Here is a 19,249-nt window from a genome sequence, read left to right as displayed (position 1 = left end):
GAGCAGCGAGACACGACCGACGGGAGAACCTCACCGCTCGCGCCCACTGTCTGGAGGACAGCGTTTTCAGACGGGACCGCGACCATCGAGCCATGCTCGAAGCAGGCGACGCGGCACCGGCGATCGAGGCGCAGAACCAGGACGGCGAGACGGTCGCGCCGTCGTTTTCGGACCCGACGGTGGTCTACTTCTATCCCCGTGACGGGACGCCGGGGTGTCAGCTGGAGGCGCGGCAGTTCCAGGAGGAACTGGCCGACTTCCGCGACCTCGGGGCAACCGTGTATGGCGTCTCGACCGACGACGTCGACTCCCATCGCGAGTTCGCCGACGAGGAGGGGCTCGACTTCGACCTGCTGGCCGACCCCGACGGCGAGGTCGCGGCGGCGTTCGGACTGGACACCGAGGGCGGGTACGTGAACCGGATTACCTTCGTACTTGCCGACGGCGAGGTTCGTGCGGTCGTGGACGCGGACGACGTGAACCCGGACGGGCACGCCGCGGCGGTTCGCGAGCGGGTCGCGGACAGCTAGCGTTATCGCTCGTGAAAACCCAGGGGAAACGTTCAGGTCGGGAGTCGGGGAACTCCTACGGAGAGATGTCAGAGCAACGGCGGCGCGGCGAGGCGGCCGGGATCTACGCCGAGTTCGACGACGCCGAGATGCGATGGATCAAGGCGCTTCTGGACATGCCCATCCCGATCGTCGTCACGGACGCCGACGGGGAGATTCTGCTTTTCAACCCCGCGATGCAGGAGCTGACCGCACTCGCACCCGAGCGGATCCCGGAGATGGAGGGCTACGAGGTGTTCCGCACCGAGGAGACCCACGGGACGAAGACGACGACGGCCGAGCGGACGATGGCCGAGGAGACCCAGATCAGGGGCGTCGAGGCCGAACTCCTGAACCACGACGACGAGACCCGGCAGATCCTCATCACGAGCACGCCGATGTACGACGCCGACGGGAGCCTCGCCGGGTCGGTGACGGGACTGCAGGACGTCACGGAGTTACGGGAGAAAGAGCGCCGCCTGCAGGAGAGCCAGGAGCAGATCGCCGACCGGCTGTCGGGCGTGATCGAGCGCCTGGAGACGGTCGCCGACGAGTTGACGACCAACGCGGGCGACATCGAGGAGCGGGCGGTCACCCAGGACGAGCGCCTCGACGAGGTCAGCGCGGAGATGGAGTCGCTCAGCGCCAACATGGAGGAGATCGCCGCGACCACGGACGAGGTGGCCGAGACGGCGGCGAGCGCCCGCGAAGCTGCCCAGCGGGGACAGGACGCCGGGGCGGACGCCGCAGCGGCGGCCGACGAGATCGTCGCGACCAGTGAGGCGCTCGAGGAGACCGTCGACCGGCTTGCCGACCGGATGGACGACATCGAGGCGGTCGCCGAGATCATCGCCGACATCGCCGAGCAGACGAACATTTTGGCGCTGAACGCGAACATCGAGGCGGCGCGGGCCGGCGAGTCCGGCGCGGGCTTCGCCGTCGTCGCCGACGAGGTGAAGGAACTCGCCGACCAGACCCGGGAGTACACCGACGAGATCGGCGCGGAGATCGACGCCATCACCGGCGAGACCGACCGGACCGTCACGGAGGTCGAGCGGGCACACGAGCGCGCCGTCGAGGCCAGCGATCGCGTCGACGAGACGCTCGACGCCCTGGAGGAGATCGCCGATCACGTCACGGACGCCGCGGAGGGGGCCAACGAGATCGCGGCGGCCAACGACGACCAGGCGGCACACGTCGAGCAGGTGACCGCGTCGGTCGAGCAGAGCGCCCAGGCGGCCGCGGCGATGCACGAGAGCGTCTCGAAGACAGCGGAGCTGACCGAGCGCCAGGACGAGATCGTCGAAGAGGTGCGCGAGGCGGTCCAGGATCTCTCGGCGGACCTCGGCGACAGACAGTTTTAGGGGGACGCCGTAGTTCCCGGTGGGGTGCCACCGATGGATCGACAGAACCCATTCGACGAGATCGAGAGCCTGTTCGACCGGATCAGCAGCGAGTTCTCGGAGTTCGAACCGGCGACGGGACTGGGCGGTACGATCGCCGTGGACGTGGCCGACACCGGGGACGCCTTCGAGGTGACCGCGGACGTGCCGGGCTACACCAGCGACGACATCGACGTGACGCTGCCGGACCCGCGGACGGTTCGCATCGCCGCCAGCCAGGAGACGACGAGGGAGACGGGCGACGAGGAGCGGCGATACGTCCGCCAGGAGCGGACCAGTCGGTCGACGAGCCGGACGGTCCCGCTGCCCGACCGGGTCGAGACAGACGCCGCCGAAGCCAGCTACGACAACGGCGTGTTGACGGTCACGCTCCCGAAGCGCGAGGGCGGGGAGGGAACGGACATCCCCGTCAACTAGCCCAAAGGACTTGCGCCCGGCCGTCGAACCGCCGGGTATGCTCGAATCGGGCGATCCGGCACCGGACGTACGGGCCCCAAACCAGCGCGGCGAGACGGTCTCGCCGGCCTTCGACGAGCCGACGGTGGTCTACTTCTACCCCCGCGACGGGACGCCGGGCTGTACGACCGAGACGGAGCAGTTCGCGCGCGAGCGCGAGAGCTACGACGCGGCGGGCGTGACGGTGTACGGCGTCTCGACCGACGACGTCGACTCCCACCGGGAGTTCGCCGCGGAGACGGGCATCGAGTTCGACCTGCTGGCCGACCCCGACGGCGAGGTCGCGGCGGCGTTCGGCCTGGAAATCGACGGGCCCGGCGAGCCGGCCCCCCGGACGACGTTCGTCCTGGTCGACGGCGTCGTCGAACGCGTCCACGAGGGCGTGGCGCCGGACGGGCACGCACGGGACCTGCTGCAGGAACTGCTCGACGACGGCGTGGTCACGCTGGAGTGAGGGGGCGACCCCGTACGGCGGGCGGGCGGCAGACGGCCGTCTTCTGCGCTGATAGTTTTTTTAACACTGGACAACGAACGAATAGTTCATGGGTGACGAGTGTTCGTCCGTCGACGTTTTCAGGCACGGCGTCGGCGGCCGAGAGAGGGGACGGAGGGCAAAGACGAGGCGTCGGATCGGGCGGTACCAACTGGCCGACGACGGGACGGTCGTGGCGGCCGACGACGGGCTGGTAGCGCTCACCGGGGCCGACCGGTCGGCGGTCGTCGGCGAGCACGTGGAGGCGTTGCTGCACGTCGGGGGCGAGGACGGGTACCTGCGCGCGCTGGAGCGAGTCAGACAGCGGGGCGACCTCGGTGAAGGGACGCTCGACGTGACGGTCGACACCGCCGACGGAACCGCGCTGCCCTGTCGGGTCAGGGTCTCCGCGCTCCGGGGCGAGCAAGGGACGTGGGCGAGTCTGGGCGAACTCTACCGCCGTCCGGACGAGGGGGGCGGAGACGAGTCGCCGACCGTCGAGCCCGAGACCGCGCCCCCGGCGGCCGGTCCCGCGTCGCTGGACGCCACCATCCGACGCCTCAGTCGCGAACTCGGGACCCTCACGGGACGCGAACGCTTCGCGGCTACGGTCTGTGACAGGCTGGCCACGCTGCCGCGGTACGGCGCCGTGTGGTACGGGCGGCCGCGCGAGTGCGACGCGGTGCTCGAACCCGAGGGGTCCGCGGGGCTGGACCCGGTCGAGGAGGGGTCCCGCTCGCTGCGGACCGACGGGGACGGCATCGTCGGGCGCGCCGTCGACACCGGGGAGATCCAGGTGTCCGGTCCCGGAAACCCGGTCGGAGACGGGGCGTTCCCGGCGGCGGCGGCCGTCGCGGCGGTGCCGCTCGTCCACCGGGAGACGACGTACGGCCTGCTCGTGATGACGGCCCAGGACCCTGAGGGGTTCGGCCCGGTCGAGCGGGACGCACTCGCCGACCTCGGCGCCATCCTGGGGCACGCGACCTGCTGTCTTCGGGCGCGGCGGGCGCTGATGGCCGGTCAGGTGACGGAGGTGACGCTGCTGGTCCGCGAGGAAGGACTGTTCCTGGCGGCGCTGTCCGAGCGGCTGGACTGCCGGGTCACCGTCGAGGGACTCACGTTCGCGACCGACGACGCGCCGCTGCACTACGTGACCGTCCACTGCGGCGCGCCGGATCGGCTCCGGGCCTTCGCGGCCGAGCGGGCTGACCTCCGGCGGTTCGAGGTCGTCAGCGAGCACGACGACGCCTGCGTGATCGCGGTGGCGCCCACGTCGCCGACGCTCCACCGGACGGCCGCGGCGCACGGCGCTGTCGTCCGCGACCTCGTGTTCGAGTCGGGGGACGCGACCGTGACGGTGGAACTGCCCGACGCCGGCGACACGCGAGCGCTGCTGTGGGCGCTCCGGTCGCAGTTCGGGTACGTGACCCTCGCCGCCCAGCGGGATCGCCCCCGATCGATCGAGACCAGACGGCAGTTCCGTGCGGCGCTTCTGGACCGGCTGTCGGACCGCCAGCGGACGGCGCTCGAACTCGCGCACCACGCCGGGTACTTCGAGTGGCCGCGGGAGCGCACGGGCGAGGACATCGCGGCGTCGATGGACGTCTCCGCGCCGACCTTCCACAAACACCTGCGCCACGCCCAGCGGAAACTCGCGGACGCGGTCCTCGCGACCGAGGAGGGGTGCTAATTCTTTAGCCACCGCACTGATGGGTGACGGACGGAATTATACACACGATGCGCGACCACGGGTCCTCGGGAGAGAGAGACGAAGAGTCGCACGCCTCGCGGTCGATGCACGCGGACGCCCGGAACGACCTGTTCAGAGCCCTCGCACACCCTCGCCGGCGTCGGATCCTCGCCTTCCTCCGTGAGGAGGGGCGCGCGGTCCCGGTCGAACAGATCGCCGACGGCATCGCGACGGACGAGGCGCCCCCGGAACGGATCGTCTCGGGGCCGGACGTCGAGGCCGCGCTGTATCACGTCCACCTGCCGAAACTGATCGAGGCGGGACTCCTCGAGTGGATCGACCCCGACCGGCGCGCCGCCGTCCACCTGACGCCCCGGGGCCGGGACCTGCCCACGGCGCTCCCGTGGTACCCCGGCGACCGCTCCGACACCGGGGAGTGAGACGGCGCCGAGCGGTCGGATAGGGAGTCCTTTTAGGCTGCCCGGCTGAACCGTCACACATGGATTACGAGCCACAACGACTGGAGGCGGAGTGGCGCGACCGCTGGGCCGACGCGGGGCGGTACGAGGCCGACCCCGAGGGCGAGGCCGAGCCGACCTTCATCACCGTCCCCTACCCGTACCCGAGCGGCGGGATGCACATCGGGCACTGCCGCACCTACACCGTCCCCGACGTGTACGCCCGCTACCGCCGGCTCCAGGGCGACGACGTCCTCTTTCCCATCGCCTGGCACGTCACCGGCACGCCCATCATCGGCGCCGTCGAGCGCCTGAAGAAAGGCGAGGAAGACCAGCTTTCGGTACTTCGGGACACCTACAACGTCCCCGAGGACACGCTCGAGGACCTAGAGACGCCGATGGGCTTCGCCCGCTACTTCATCGAGAACCACTACAAGTCGGGGATGAAGCAACTCGGGCTCTCGATCGACTGGCGCCGGGAGTTCACCACCAACGACGAGCGCTACTCGAAGTTCATCACCTGGCAGTACGAACGCCTCAAGGAGCGGGGGCTGCTGGAGAAGGGGCTCCACCCCGTGAAGTACTGCACCGACGAGGAGAACCCCGTCACCACCCACGACCTCCTGGAGGGCGAGAACGCCGAGTTCCAGGAGTACACCCTCGTGAAGTTCGAGCGCGAGGACACGGTCTTTCCGATGGCCACCCTCCGACCCGAGACCGTCCGGGGCGTCACGAACGCCTACGCCCACCCCGACGGGGAGTACGTGCGAGCCACGGTCGATAGTGAGGAGTGGATCGTCTCCAGCGAGGCCGTCGAGAAACTGCGACTGCAGGAACGCGACATCGAGATCCACGAGGAACTGTCGGGCGCGGATCTGATCGGCCAGTCGGTGACGAATCCGATCACCGGCGACGAGGTCCTGATCCTGCCCGCGACCTTCGTCGACACCGACAACGCCACCGGCGTCGTCATGTCCGTGCCGGCCCACTCGCCGGACGACTACGTGGCCCTCCTAGAGGCCAAGGAAGACGACGAACGCATGCGCGAGTACGGGATCGATCCCGCCGAGGTGGCCGACATCGAGCCGATCCCGATCCTGGACATCGAGGAGTACGGCGAGATCCCGGCGAAGACGGCCGTCGAGGCGGCCGGCATCGAGTCGTCCGAGGACCCCGCCCTGGAGGACGCGACGGCCGACCTCTACCAGGCCGAGTTCCACCAGGGGATCATGCACGACGACTACGGCGAGTTCGCCGGCATGACCGTCGAGAACGTCCGCGAGGAGTTCCGCGCCCACTACCAGGAGACGGGGGCGTTCGACGAGATGTACGAGTTCACCGAGGAGGTCGTCTGTCGCTGTGGCGGCGACGTGGAGGTCGCCAAACAGGACACCTGGTTCCTGCGCTACAACGACGCCGAGTGGAAGCAGAAGGCCCGCCAGGTCCTCGACGGGCTCGAGACGATCCCCGAGAACACCCGTGACCAGTACGACCACACTATCGGCTGGCTCAACGAGTGGCCCTGCATCCGCAACTACGGGCTGGGCACCCGCCTCCCGTGGGACGAGGACTTCGTCATCGAGCCCCTGTCGGACTCGACGATCTACATGGCCTACTACACGATCGCCCACCGGCTGGACGACGTCCCGGCCGAAGACCTCGACCCCGACTTCTTCGACGCGCTGTTCTACGGCGAGGCGGCCGTCGACGACCCCGACGAGCGCGCGCTCGAACTGCGCGAGGAGTGGCAGCACTGGTACCCCGTCGACTGGCGCTGTTCGGGCAACGACCTGATCAACAACCACCTCACCTTCTTCCAGTTCCACCACGGCGAGCTATTCGCCGAGGACGAGTGGCCCCAGGGGATCACGATCATGGGCATGGGCCTGCTGGAGGGCGAGGCGATGTCCTCATCGAAGGGCCACGTCGTCTTGCCGTCGAAGGCCATCGACGAGTACGGCGCCGACACCGTGCGCTTTTTCCTGCTGAACTCCGCGGAGCCGTGGCAGGACTACGACTGGCGCGACGACCTCGTCGGGAGCACGCGCGACCAGCTCGAGCGGTTCTGGGCTCGCGCCCAGGAGGTCATCGACTACGACGTCGAGGAGATGGTCGAGATCACCCTCGAAGTCGAGGGCGAGGAGACCACCGACGTCGCGGTCGACGAGGGCGCCCCCCCGGATCTGGAACCCGTCGACCGCTGGCTGCTCTCGAAGCTCCAGGGGACGATCCGCGAGGCGACGGCGGCCATGGACGGCTTCGAGACGCGGACGGCGAGCCAGGCGGTCTTCTACAGTTTCGAGGAGGACCTGAAGTGGTACCGCCGGCGGGCCGACCTCGACCGCGAGGGCGCGAAGTGGACGCTGCGCGAGGTGCTGCGGACCCGGCTGCGCCTGCTCGCCCCCTTCGTCCCCTTCATGGCGAACGAACTGCACGAGCAGTTGACCGGCGAACCCGCCGAGGACGCCGAGTGGCCCGAACCCGATCCAGGACTCGAGGACGACGCGGTCGAACTCCGCGAGCGGCTGGTCGAGGGCCTGACCGACGACGTCCACGACATCGTCGACGTGACCGGCACGGATCCGGAGACGATTCGGGTGTACGCCGCCGCGGACTGGAAGCGCTCCGTGTTCGAGACGGTCCGGGAGCGCGCGGAACGGAGTTCCGCGGACGGAGCGAGCGGCGACAGCCGCGAGCAGGGACTCGACGTCGGCGCGGTGATGGGACAGGTCATGGAGGACCCCGACCTCCGGGAGAAAGGCGACGCGGTCAACGATCTGGTGCAGGACCTGGTCGAGGTCGTCCGCGAGCGGGACGACGAGGAACTGGCGGCGATGGCCGACGTCGACGAGCGGGCGGTGTACGAGTCGGCCGCGGCCTTCCTGGAGCGGGAGTTCGACGCCGACGTCGCGGTGTACGGCGAGGACGAGGACGACGTCGTCGACCCCGACGGGAAAGCGGACAGGGCCGTCCCCTTCCGCCCGGCCGTCCACATCGAGTGAGACGCGGGCGACGGGCGCCCGTGCCGGCGGCCGATCCCCTCCGCCCGCGACCTCAAACCTCTGTGATCGAGTCGTAGGCCGCCCAGCAGTCACAGTCCAGATCCTCGAGCGACGTCACCTCGTCGGGCAGGTCGGACAGCGGCATCCACCCGTCGCTCCGGTCCGGACAGTCGTCGGCGTGGACGGTGAAGTCCTCGCCCGACATGTAGGGCATGGGCGTTTCTACCGCATTCCTGCGTGAAAACGGTATCGCCGGGTTCGGTGAAATGAACCGGCAGGGGCGACGGTCGCGGTCGCCGACGGCGTAGGGTGGCCTTACTTCGCTGGCGGGGACTCGGGGCGTGCGAACGGTCACGCCGTTTTATCGGTCGGTTCGTGGAGCGGTCGGTATGAGCGAGTCCGAGACCGAGGAGGCGACAGTGCCGACCCAGGGCCGCACGGTGACGGCGCCCTACGGGAGCGGCCCGAACGCCGAGATGGACGTCATCGGCTGGATGATCATGCTGGGCATGCTCGTCGTCGTCGTGCCGCTCCTGCCGCTCGTCCTCCTGTACTGGCTCGTCACGCGTGCGGTCGACTTCGTCACCGAACAGACCGGTCCGGAGTCACCCTAGCGCCCGGTCCCGACCAGTTCCATCGCCGTGCCCACGTCGTGCTTGCTTGCGTACTCGTAGACGACGTGCGCGCTGGCGACGTCCTGGATGGCCAGTCCCGTCGAGTCGAAGACGGTGATCCCGTCGGCGTCGGTCCGGCCCGTCTCCTCGCCGATCACGACGTCGCCCAGTTCCGCGTGGATGTCCGCGTCGGTCAGCGTCCCGGCGGCGTAGGGGACGTTGATCTCGCCCGAGTGGGTGCACTGGGCGTGGTCGTCGATGACGAGTTTCGCGTCCAGCAAGATCTCGTCTTCGAGTTCGTGTTTGCCCTCGGCGTCGGCCCCCATGGCGTTGACGTGCGTGTGCTCGCCGACGGCCTCGCGGGGAACGATCGGCTCCCGGACCGGTGTCGTCGTCGAGACCACGTCACAGCCGGCGGCCTCGGCGATCGTCCCCTCCCGAACCTCGTACGCATCCCCGAAGGCCTCGCAGAAGGCGGCGATGGCGTCGGGGTCGCGGTCGGCGACGACGACGGTCTCGATGTCGCGGACGGTGGCGATGGCCTCGAGCTGGGCGTGGGCCTGGGCGCCGACACCGATGAGCCCCAGCGAATCGGCGTCCTGGACCGCGAGGTGATCGGTGGCGACGGCGGCGGCCGCGCCGGTCCGCTCGCGGGTGAGCGTCGTCCCGTCCATGATCGCCAGCGGGAGGGCCGTCTCGGGGTCGGAGTAGATCATCGTCCCCATCACGGTCGGCAGGTCGTGCGCGTCGGGGTTGTTCGGGTGGGAGTTGACCCACTTGACGCCGGCGCCGTCCCACTCGCCGGTCTCCATGTAGGCGGGCATCGATCGGAAGTCGCCGTCGTACTGGGGGAGGTCGATGTAGGACTTGGCGGGCATCTGGGCGTCGCCGCGGGCGTAGGCGGCGAAGGCGGCCTCGACGGCCTCGACGACCGCCCCACTCCGCGCACACTCCGCGACGGCATCGGGATCCAGAAGGAGCGTCTCCATACCACGTCTGGTCGCGGAGGGGACTTAAGCCTCAGGCGTCGTCGGCCCGTCCCGCATCGGACCCGTCACCGCCCTCGCCCACCGCTTCGCCGCCGTCCCTGGCCACGGACTCGTCGGTCCCGTCGACCTGCCCGACGTCCTCGCCGGGCTCGTCCTCGTCGTCCCGGAGCCGGCGGCTCACGTAGTAGAGGAGGCCGAGCACTACGAACAGGACCATTCCCGACAGCGCCAGGGCGGCGGGCCCGGTTATGTCGGACAGGTCGAAGACGCCGGACTCCTCGGACTCGGTCGTCAGCGGCACCGGCTCGGGCGAGGGCGTCGGGGTCGTCGTGCTGGGTCCGGACGGACCGCCCGACGGCTCTCCCGGACCCGCGGGCCCCGGGCCGACGCCGGGACCCGCTCCCGGACCGGCTCCCGGACTGGATTCCGTGGTCGCGGTGACGTTGACGACCGCGCTCTCGTTGGTCACGGTGACGGTGCCGGCAGTCACGGATTCGACGCGGATCCCGTAGGACCCCTCGGCGCCGAACCGCTGCTGGAAGTGGATGGATTCCCGGCTGTCCGCGGGCACGGTGACCGCTCGCGAGCGCAGCACCCGGCCGTCGACCGACAGGTCGGCGACGTAGTCGCCCTGCCTGGCGCCGTCGTTGCGCAGGGTCGCGGAGACGTTGACCGCGCCGCCCACTGACACGCTCGTCCGGTTCAGCGACGCCCGGGAGACGGCGATCGACGGCCGATCGACGGCGACGACCAGCTGCGTCGAGTTCGAGGACCGGACGGTGTAGGCGTGCCGGTCGCCGTCTTCGCCCTCGTAGACCGAATCCGCGAACGAGAGCGTCCCGTTCTCGACGCGGTAGAGCCGCAGGTCCTCGCGGTCCGCGACGTCGGCGTCGACGGTGATCCCGGACTCCATCCACGCGACGCCGTCGGCCGGGCTGTCCTGGCTCACGGCGACGGTCCCGAGGGGCTCGGCACCGGTCTCGCTGTGGAACGCATCGGCCGACAGGCCGAGGTCGTCGGGCAGTCCGGATGCCGCCGAGAGATCGAACTCGACGTCGGCGTCCCGATCGGACTCGAGGGCGACCGAGTCGATCGCGAGGTCGCCGGTCCCGGTAAGCGGGTCGTAGCCGGTGTTGTCCGCGTCGATCGTGAACGCTTCGCCGTCCTCGATCCCGACGACGGTCGCGTTCAACAGCCCGTCGTCCACGTCGTCGACCCGGACGTAGGGGTACGGATCGGAGGGACCCGGGGTCGAGTCGGCGGTCTCGGTTTCCGTCGCCGTCTCGGTGGGCGTCGCCGTCGACGTATCGTCGGCGACGTTGAAGGTGACTTCCTGCAGCGACTCGACCGAGTCGCTCCCGCGCGTGTCGATCTCGAACCCGACGGCGAGAGTCTCACCGGCGGCCAGCGTGACCGCGTTGCCCGAGCCCTCGAGGGAGGGGCGACCGCTCGTGCTCCGGTAGAAGGTCACGTCGTCGACGGCGTCCTCGGTCCAGACGGAGATCGAGGACGAGCGGTCGTTCGTGAGGAGCACCACGTCGTCGACGCGGGTGAGCGCCTCGTCGTTGATCGCCGCGGAGAGGTTCTCGTTGCCCGCCGTCACGTCGATGGCGACCTGGTCGGCGCCGGCCGAGACGACGTACTGACCGTTGTTCGGGTGGGGTTCGATGGTGACGTTTTCGGCGACGTCGTCCGTCGCGAACAGGCCCCCGCCGACCCCGAGGAGAACGACGAAACCCGCGATGAGTACGGTCACCCCGAGAACGGTCTTCGGTTTCATTGATTGCAGAGGTCCTCGATGGCGGGCAGGGGTCATACCCCCGTAGTATCCGTATGCACGTGGTCCTACGAGGGGATGAGCGAGAGCGACGAGAATGGGCTTTCCGAGCTATAGGCCTCGATCGAAGCCGTGTCGATGAGATTTTCCGCCGTCGCCTCGTCGGAGGCAATCTGGAGGATCACGTCGACCGAATCTCCAGGATCCATCTGTAGGTATCCGGCGTTGTCGATGGTTGTGGTCGAGCCGCCACTGTGGACGGACGTGATCACGGCCGTCGGCGACCCGCTTGACCATGCGCGCTCGATAAACGCGTACTGGGAGCTGGTATCCGTGCTGTTGATCACGTCACCTTCAGTTCCGCTGCTCGTCGAATCGTTCGCTACGAACTGAGCGTCGTTTCCGGACCCATTGACGCCACTGTGGGACATCCGGACGTAGAGAATGTCTGGCCCCTGGTTCGTGAGTGTGAAGGCGGGATCTATCGTCGTCGTCGCGACATCGTTGTTCGTGGTGCCGTGGTTGACACCGGTCCCGCCGCCACCGGAGTCGTCACCCATCTTGATTTGGAGTGCACCCGAGCTGTCGTCGACGAACGACGATGATCCCGCTGACAGCCCGACAAATGCGTTCGCGTCGCCTTCCACGTCGATGTCGATCGTCCGCGTCGCCTCGACGCTCGTCAACGCGCCGGTACCGATTGCCGCACCGCCGGCGGCACAGAGACCGCCGAGACCGAGTATCGTTCGCCGCCTGTTCAGTTTCATTTCTACCAACCATAGTGACAGTATCCGTGAAAAGAGTCTCGGCGCAATTCTCAGAATGTATATCGCTAGTCTGGTGGATATGGGTATCTGAAATCACCAGCCACAACCCGATTATCCCGTGTTTTCGGGCTCCGGCACCGCCTTTGGAGGGGACTGCGAGTCGTCGCGAGTGACCCCGGTGAACAGGATCCGGGTCCCGTTTTCGTAGGAGAAATCGATCGAGACGTCCCAGCCGTGGCCTTCTGCCATCGTTTTCACGATCGATAACCCGAGGCCGGAGCCGTCCTCGCTCGTCGTGTGGCCGAACTCGAACACCTGGTCGCGTTCCTCGGGCGGGATCCCGGGGCCGTCGTCTTCGACGGCGAAGCTGTCCTCGTCGAGCGTCACGCGGAGGGCGACGTCGGGGCCGACGTGGTCGATCGCGTTCCGGAAGAGGTTCTCGAAGATCGTCTGGAGGCGCGAGCGGTTGGCGACGATCTCGCCGTCGGCGTCGAGCGACAGCGTCGCGTCCTTCGAGTCGACGACGTCCCAGGCGTCGGCGGCGACGGCCGAGAGCGCCACCGGCGCCTGTTCCTCGACGGTCTGGCCCTCCCGGGCCAGCGTCAGGAGGTCCTCGATGATCGTCTCCATCCGGTCGGTCGCGTTGTCGATCGTCGCGAGTCGGTCGGCGACGGCGTCGGCGTCGACCTGTGCGTACCCCTCCGCCGGCGCCTGCTCCCTGCCGTCGTCGAGTTCGAGCGAGACGATCTCCTGGTTGCCCGAGATGACGCTCAGCGGGTTGCGGAGGTCGTGTGACACGGTGCTGGCGAACTGATCGAGCTGTTCGTTCTGCCGGCGGAGTTCCGCCTGCTGGCGTTTCATCGTCGTGACGTCCGTCGTGACGACGTTCCAGCCGACGGTGGTCTCTCCGTTGTCGATCCGCGTGATGGCCGCGCGCACGTACGTGGTGCCCGACGGGTCGTACCGTTCGACCACGGTTTCGACCCCGTCCGAGAGGGTGAGGTCCTCCGCCAGCGACGGAAACGCCTCGGCGAAGGGCGTGCCGACGAGGTCGGTCCCGGTCGGCGTGAACGTCTCGACGAAGCGCTCGTTGTAGTCGACGACCCGGTGGTCGTGATCGAGGACGAGCACGCCGTCGGTGACGTTCGCCAGGATCGTCTTGCGGGCGATGGGGTTGACGGTGAAGAGGTTCGAGAACACCGTCGTCGCCGCGACGATCATGAAGGCACCGTAGCCCAGCGCGGTGTAGTTGACCGAGAACAGCCCCAGCGACAGGACGTACTCGGCGTTGAAGAAGAGGGGGATGGCGGTCCCCATCGACAGGATCGCGATCGGCAGGGACCCCTTCCGGGTCGTCAGGACCGCCTCGAACAGGCGGAGCAGGCCGATCAGGAACAGTACGGCGGCGACGGCCGCGAAGCCGACGTAGAGCGGACTCGCGACGGCGACGTAGTGGGGGTAGGGCGCGACGACCGGCCGGACCGTCGTCCAGATCGTACCCTCCGGCACGTACACCACCGCGAGCGTGGCGGCGAAGACGACGACCCCGCCCAGCTCCGTGACGAGACGGGAGGTCCGACCCGTCTTCCCGACGTAGTCGGTGGCGAACTTGAACCACAGGAGCGGGATCAAGAGCGTCAGCGCGAAGTCGATCCGTGCGACGACGAGCTGGGGCCCCAGGTCCGGGAGCCACACCTTCGCGACGTAGTTGAACGACCAGAGACCGACCAGCGCGAGGAGGAGGCTAAAGGCCCGGACGCCGCGCGCGTCGTAGACGAGGACGGTCCGCACCGCGAGCACCAGACAGGTCAGCCCCACGAGGATGGAGCCCGCGATGGCGACCGACTGCAGCGTCTCGAACGCGACCATTCGGCTACCCCTGATCCACCGGACGGCAAAAGCGTTCGGCCGCGAGTATCGTCCCTGATTCTGCCCCCGCTCAGCGGGACGTCCGCCCCCGGGACCGCAGCCTGAGCGGGCGGGACCCGAGCAACCCGGTCGCGAGCGCGGCGACGAGTGCGAGCAGCGTCGCGTCGACCGCGGCCAGCGCGAGCAGGGGATGGACCTCGTGGAGCGCCACGATGGCGGCGGGCGGTAAGACCGGGAGGTAGCGATGCTCGACGAAGGACCGTTCGACGCGCGGTTCGGAACCGGGCCCGGACAGCGTCGCTACCACGCGCCGCTCCGCGCCGGGGGCGATCGTCCCGTGGGACGGCTCGATCGTGACCCCGTCGGTGGTCGGCTCGAACGCGACGACCGTCGGCAGCGGCGTGTCGTTGGGGACCCGGTACTCGACGGGGCGGGACTCCCCCGGCGGGACCGAGACCGTCCCCGAGATCGTCCGGTCCGTGGTGGTGACGGTCACCGTGTGCGAGTCGCCGCCGAGGACCATCGCCCCGGTCGCCGGCACCACGAGCATCCCACACAGGAGCAGCGTCACGACCAGCGGGCTGTAGACCCCCTCCCGACGCCGGGATCGGGATCGGGACCGCTCGACGGCGCGCTCACCGCCGAGCCCGGCCGCCCCCACCAGGAGGGCGCCGATCCCCACGAGCAGGTAGCCGACGCCGGAGGTCCCCAGCAGCGCCCGGGTTCCGAGCGCGGCCGCCAGGCGGCGCTGGCCCCAGTCGAGCCCGCCAGTGAGCCCACTGAAGACCAGTCCGACCTTCGGCAGGACGAGGACCTGGCCGTTCACCTGCAGCGCCGTCGCGAGGATCCGTTCGCGCGGCACCGGCGGTTCACCGCCGTCCTGGTCGGTGAAGGGGTTGTCGTCGCCCCGCGTCACGTATCCGCGCTCGGTCCGGTCGACGATCCGGTGGGTCACGAGCCCCCCGCCGTGAAGTTCCTGGGCGCGGAACACGACCACGTCCCCGACCTCGGGCTCGCCGGAGAGGGCCGTCGGGACGGCGACGAACCCGTCGCCCGCTTCGAGCGTCGGCTCCATGCTCCCGGTCTCGACGTAACTGAGAAGCAGCGGCTGGCCGAGCACCGTCCCGAGGACGAGCGCCGCCAGTGCGAGCACGCCCGCGACCTTGAGAAGCAGCGTCAGGCGAGCCATACACGATCACCGTTCCGTGGCCCCTGCGCCGCCCGCGGCCCGTTCACACCCCTCATGAGAATTCCGGCGGCTTAATTCTTCGAACCGACACGGGAGCGGTAACCCGCCACCCGACTCGACCGGTCGGTTACCAGAACTGATAGCTATGCGGAACGATTTATGCCCGCCGGACGCCTGCTCGGGAGTACACGAGGCCATCGATGCACAGACGGCGACTGTTGAGCGGGCTGGGAACGCTCTGTCTGGGGAGCGGCATCCTCGTCGTGGGGACAGACGCCCTGACGAGTTCCGAGGCGGAACGGACCAGCGACGTGGACGTGGTCGGCGACAGCGACGCCTTCCTGCAGGCGAACGTCGAGTCGGCGCAACCGCTGGTCGTCGGCGACGGGAGCGGGTCCAGCGATGTACAGGATCTGGCGACGGTGACGAATCAGTTCCCAACGTCGGCCGACATCACCTTCGTCGACCAGGACACCAGCGACAGCATCGTGTTCTACGACGGCGGCGAGGTCAGTTCACCCTACACGTTCAGCAGCGTCGCCGCCGATAGCTCGGTGAGCATCGACGTGGACCTGAACGGCTCCAGCAAAGATACGTTCAACTTCACGATTCGCGGCGAAACGGGCGATACGACGGTGACGCTGGACGAGAGCTTCGACACGGGCGGCATCGACGGGCTGCTCGGGTACTATCCCTTCGAGGATAGCAGTGACAAGGATCCGGGCACCATGTTCGACGAGAGTGGGAACGACAACGACGGGACGCTCAACGACGGGCCGGATCACAAAACCGGACAAGTCGGGCAGTCGCGCGAGTTCATAAACGACGACTACGGTCAATCCTTGGCCCTCGATGGGACCTTCAAGAACAGTTCGTTCACCGTCTCGATTTGGACCAAACCCGGAGACGAAAACGACGATCAACTCCTGTTCGGCCTTTTCACATCACAAACCGCCGAGGAGAACTTCTCGATGGAGACCGATGGCGGAGACCAAACCATCAAAGTGACCTACGACTACGCCAGCGGGACGTACCTGCACTCCACGTCCTCGGTGAACGAAGACACCTTCCACCACGCCGCCGTGACCTACGACCACGACACTGCAGAGACGACCATATACTACAACGGGAACTCGGAGGCCACCGACACCGTGGGCACGTTCACTGGCGACAGTCCGGACATCACGATCGGGAACTGGGATTGGGACGGCAGTAATTACGATTATTTCAACGCGAACGTATACCTCGACGAGTTCCGCGTCTACAACCGGGCACTATCTGAGAGCGAGATTCAGAAAATATACGACGCGACCAAATAAGAGAGCGGCGCCATTCCTCGACGGGAACGCGGACGAGCGAGCGGGCGCTCGTCCACCCGATTCACCCGATGCAGGGACGGCAGTTATCACACTACCGCCGAAACCACGACCAGACTCCCATGCACCTCCCGCTGTTCGAGAGCACCGTCGCGATCGACGAGTCGGCGGTCGTCGAGTCGCCCGAAGAAATCCGGACCCAGGTTCGCGAGTACGAGCGCGGCGACCGCCGCGCATTCGACCTCACCGTCGAGTTCCCGGACGGCCTCGCCGGCGCAGTCCATCGGGCCATGACGGAGATTCCATACGGCGAGACGCGGACCTACGGCGACCTCGCACAGGAACTCGACACCAGTCCGGTCGCGGTGGGGCAGGCCTGTGGCTCGAACCCGGTGCCGGTGATCGTCCCTTGCCACCGAGTAATTGGGAGCGACGGTGGCCTCAGGGGCTACTCGGCGGCCGACGGCGTGGCGACCAAGCGCCGACTCCTCGATCTCGAAGCGAGCGAGAGTGGTGGGTCGGTCCAGTCGGAACTCCCGAGCGAGAGCAGAAACTAATCAATCCAGGGTAATCGATCGAAGAAGAATAGAAAGCTCGGTTGGCGGACGATGCGGGTGCGGTGCGGCGGGCAGCAGGCCAGTATACCGCACGCGAACGGCGCGAAGCGCCGTGAGCGCGCGGATCGCGGTGTCCGACGAACGGGAGGACGCCGCGGTTTTTGGCCGAGCTTTTTGCCGCGGAGTCGCGCGAAGCGCGACGGAGCGTGCAAAAAGTGGGGTCTGCCTCGCGGGTCACTTCGTTCCCCGCTCGGCTGTTCGGAGAGACTCGCTACGCTCGCCTCTCCTACATCATGCCGCCCATACCGCCGCCCATGCCGCCCATGCCGCCGGGCGCGCCGCCGGGGCCGCCGGCAGGTGGTCCTTCGTCACCGTCGTCGTCGCTCTGGCCACCCTTGAGGTCGCCGGCCGCGATGACGTCGTCGATGCGCAGGATCATCACGGCGGCCTCGGTGGCCGACTCGACGGCCTGGGTCTTGACGCGGAGCGGCTCGACGACGCCGTCAGCTTCCATGTCGACGACGTCGCCGGTGTAGGCGTCCAGCCCGACGGTGGTGTTCCCGTCGGCGTGCTGGCTGCGCAGGTCGACCAGCGAGTCGATGGGGTCGAGCCCGGCGTTCTCGGCGAGCGTGCGCGGGACGACGTCGATGGCGTCGGCGAACGCCTCGACGGCGAGCTGTTCGCGGCCACCCACGGAGTCGGCGTAGTCACGGAGACCGAGCGCGAGCTGGGTCTCGGGTGCGCCGCCACCGGGGAGGACCTTGCCGTCCTCGAGAGTGACGCGCACGACGCCCAGCGAGTCCTCGATGGCGCGTTCGACCTCGTCGACGACGTGGTCGGTGCCACCGCGGAGGATCATCGTGACCGCGCGGGCGTCCTCGACGTCCTCGACGAAGATGCGCTGGTCGCCGCCGATGTCCTTCTCCGCGACGGAGCCGGCGAAGCCGAGGTCGTCCTCGGTGATGTCGTCGATGTTGGAGACGACGCGAGCGCCCGTCGAGCGGGCGAGGGCCTTGATGTCGGACTTCTTGGCGCGGCGGACGGCGAGAATGCCCTCCTGGGCCAGGTAGTGCTGGGCCATGTCGTCGATGCCCTTCTGGCAGAAGACGACGTCGGCGCCGGCTGCTTTGAGCTTGTCGACCATCTCCTTGAGCTGTTTTTCCTCCTGGTCGAGGAACTGCTGGAGCTGGTCGGGGTCGGTGACGTTGACCTCGGTGTCGAGTTCGGTCTCGGGGACCTCGATCGCGGTGTCGAGGAGGGCCACGTCGGCGTCCTCGACGGCGTAGGGCATGTTGTCGTGGACGCGCTCCTTGTCGACGATGACGCCCTCGACGAGTTCGGACTCGTCGATGGAGCCGCCGACGACCTTCTCGATCTTGACGTTGTCAGTGTCGATGCCCTCCTCGTCTGCGACGGCGCGGACGGCGTCGACGACGAGCGCGGAGAGGGTGTCCTTGGCGTTCTCGGCGCCCTTGCCGGTCATGGCGGTGGCGGCGATCTGCTCGAGGATGTCGGTGTCGTCCTCGGCGACGTCGATGGCCATGTCCTCGAGGATCTCCTTCGCCTTCTCGGCGGCCTGGCGGTACCCCTGGGCCAGGATGGTGGCGTGGATGTCCTGGTCGAGGAGGTCCTCGGCCTTCGCGAGGAGTTCGCCGGAGATGACGACGGCGGTCGTGGTGCCGTCGCCGACCTCGTCCTCCTGGGTCTGGGCGACCTCGACGATCATGTTGGCCGCGGGGTGCTCGATGTCCATCTCGTCGAGGATGGTGACGCCGTCGTTCGTGACGACGACGCTGCCCGTGTCGCCCACGAGCATCTTGTCCATCCCCTTCGGACCGAGCGTCGTGCGGACCGACTCCGCGACGGCCTTCCCGGCCGAGATGTTCATCGACTGTGCGTCCTTCCCCGATGTCCGCTGGCTGTCCTCGGAGAGTACGATGAGGGGCTGGTTACCCATCTGCTGAGCCATAGTCAAGCAAAGAATTGTATTGCCATTCTATATAACTGTTGTGGTACCCGCATCCCAAACCGCCAAACAGAGGGGGCACCGCCGACGTGTCACCGCGTGTCACGGTCCGGTTTAAACACCCCGACGGCGATCGGAAGGGGCGCGGCCGGAGGCGAGGACCGCCGTGCAGGGAC

Annotated in this window: 17 protein-coding genes; 10 read left to right on the top strand and 7 right to left on the bottom strand. The window is 68.2% G+C overall.

What is annotated here, in order from left to right:
* Positions 1-92 precede the first annotated feature (92 nt).
* The 7 genes from U5918_RS11925 (at position 93) to leuS (ending at position 8,029) form a co-directional block, all read left to right on the top strand.
* Positions 93-530 carry a peroxiredoxin gene (locus tag U5918_RS11925; protein WP_336001583.1) on the top strand — a complete coding sequence of 146 codons (438 nt, stop codon included), beginning with the start codon at positions 93-95 and terminating at the stop codon, positions 528-530.
* A 65-nt stretch (positions 531-595) separates the two neighbouring features.
* Positions 596-1,912 carry a methyl-accepting chemotaxis protein gene (locus tag U5918_RS11920; RefSeq protein WP_336001582.1) on the top strand — a complete coding sequence of 439 codons (1,317 nt, stop codon included), beginning with the start codon at positions 596-598 and terminating at the stop codon, positions 1,910-1,912.
* A 33-nt stretch (positions 1,913-1,945) separates the two neighbouring features.
* Positions 1,946-2,368 (top strand): Hsp20/alpha crystallin family protein, encoded by a 423-nt coding sequence (locus U5918_RS11915; protein ID WP_336001581.1) that lies wholly within the window; start codon positions 1,946-1,948, stop codon positions 2,366-2,368.
* A 37-nt stretch (positions 2,369-2,405) separates the two neighbouring features.
* Positions 2,406-2,861: a peroxiredoxin gene (locus U5918_RS11910; protein WP_336001580.1), complete on the top strand. Its 456-nt coding sequence runs from the start codon at positions 2,406-2,408 to the stop codon at positions 2,859-2,861.
* Between the two features lie 88 nt (positions 2,862-2,949).
* Positions 2,950-4,569 (top strand): bacterio-opsin activator domain-containing protein, encoded by a 1,620-nt coding sequence (locus U5918_RS11905; protein WP_336001579.1) that lies wholly within the window; start codon positions 2,950-2,952, stop codon positions 4,567-4,569.
* A 47-nt stretch (positions 4,570-4,616) separates the two neighbouring features.
* A complete protein-coding gene (locus tag U5918_RS11900) occupies positions 4,617-5,009 on the top strand; it encodes an ArsR/SmtB family transcription factor (RefSeq protein WP_336001578.1) in 393 nt (130 codons plus the stop codon).
* Positions 5,010-5,068: 59 nt separating this feature from the next.
* The gene (gene leuS, locus U5918_RS11895; protein WP_336001577.1) at positions 5,069-8,029 is read left to right on the top strand and encodes a leucine--tRNA ligase; all 2,961 of its coding nucleotides are present in this window, start codon (positions 5,069-5,071) and stop codon (positions 8,027-8,029) included.
* 52 nt (positions 8,030-8,081) lie between these two features.
* Here leuS and U5918_RS11890 read toward each other — a convergent pair whose 3' ends face one another.
* Positions 8,082-8,243 carry a hypothetical protein gene (locus U5918_RS11890; RefSeq protein ID WP_336001576.1) on the bottom strand — a complete coding sequence of 54 codons (162 nt, stop codon included), beginning with the start codon at positions 8,241-8,243 and terminating at the stop codon, positions 8,082-8,084.
* Between the two features lie 175 nt (positions 8,244-8,418).
* On the opposite strand from U5918_RS11890, the gene U5918_RS11885 reads away from it, so the two are divergent.
* Positions 8,419-8,643 carry a DUF7535 family protein gene (locus tag U5918_RS11885; RefSeq protein WP_336001575.1) on the top strand — a complete coding sequence of 75 codons (225 nt, stop codon included), beginning with the start codon at positions 8,419-8,421 and terminating at the stop codon, positions 8,641-8,643.
* Here U5918_RS11885 and U5918_RS11880 read toward each other — a convergent pair.
* The 5 genes from U5918_RS11880 to U5918_RS11860 all read right to left on the bottom strand — a co-directional run bounded on the left by U5918_RS11880 (position 8,640) and on the right by U5918_RS11860 (position 15,234).
* Entirely contained in the window at positions 8,640-9,632 is a 993-nt protein-coding gene (locus tag U5918_RS11880; RefSeq protein ID WP_336001574.1) for an ornithine cyclodeaminase family protein, read from the bottom strand. The genes U5918_RS11885 and U5918_RS11880 overlap by 4 nt on opposite strands.
* Before the next feature lie 31 nt (positions 9,633-9,663).
* On the bottom strand, positions 9,664-11,412 hold the full coding sequence (locus U5918_RS11875; RefSeq protein WP_336001573.1) for a hypothetical protein: 1,749 nt from the start codon (positions 11,410-11,412) through the stop codon (positions 9,664-9,666).
* Between the two features lie 65 nt (positions 11,413-11,477).
* Complete coding sequence (locus U5918_RS11870) at positions 11,478-12,176, bottom strand: hypothetical protein (protein ID WP_336001572.1); 699 nt, start codon at positions 12,174-12,176, stop codon at positions 11,478-11,480.
* A 111-nt stretch (positions 12,177-12,287) separates the two neighbouring features.
* Positions 12,288-14,045, bottom strand: a complete 1,758-nt coding sequence (locus U5918_RS11865; protein ID WP_336001571.1) for a sensor histidine kinase — start codon at positions 14,043-14,045, stop codon at positions 12,288-12,290.
* Between the two features lie 70 nt (positions 14,046-14,115).
* On the bottom strand, positions 14,116-15,234 hold the full coding sequence (locus U5918_RS11860; protein WP_336001570.1) for a signal peptidase I: 1,119 nt from the start codon (positions 15,232-15,234) through the stop codon (positions 14,116-14,118).
* 200 nt (positions 15,235-15,434) lie between these two features.
* Here U5918_RS11860 and U5918_RS11855 point away from each other — a divergent pair, with 200 nt between their 5' ends.
* Together U5918_RS11855 and U5918_RS11850 are read left to right on the top strand one after the other, a co-directional pair.
* The gene (locus U5918_RS11855; RefSeq protein ID WP_336001569.1) at positions 15,435-16,553 is read left to right on the top strand and encodes a LamG domain-containing protein; all 1,119 of its coding nucleotides are present in this window, start codon (positions 15,435-15,437) and stop codon (positions 16,551-16,553) included.
* A gap of 119 nt (positions 16,554-16,672) precedes the next feature.
* Complete coding sequence (locus U5918_RS11850; RefSeq protein WP_336001568.1) at positions 16,673-17,107, top strand: methylated-DNA--[protein]-cysteine S-methyltransferase; 435 nt, start codon at positions 16,673-16,675, stop codon at positions 17,105-17,107.
* A gap of 286 nt (positions 17,108-17,393) precedes the next feature.
* Here U5918_RS11850 and thsA read toward each other — a convergent pair whose 3' ends face one another.
* Positions 17,394-19,064, bottom strand: coding sequence for a thermosome subunit alpha (thsA, locus tag U5918_RS11845; RefSeq protein ID WP_336003326.1), 1,671 nt, complete (start codon positions 19,062-19,064; stop codon positions 17,394-17,396).
* Between the last annotated feature and the right edge of the window lie 185 nt (positions 19,065-19,249).

This window comes from Halorientalis sp. LT38 (genome assembly GCF_037031225.1).
Taxonomy (GTDB): Archaea; Halobacteriota; Halobacteria; order Halobacteriales; family Haloarculaceae; genus Halorientalis; species Halorientalis halophila.
Note: the sequence above shows the minus strand (reverse complement) of the source record. Positions and strands in the feature narration are given on the sequence as shown.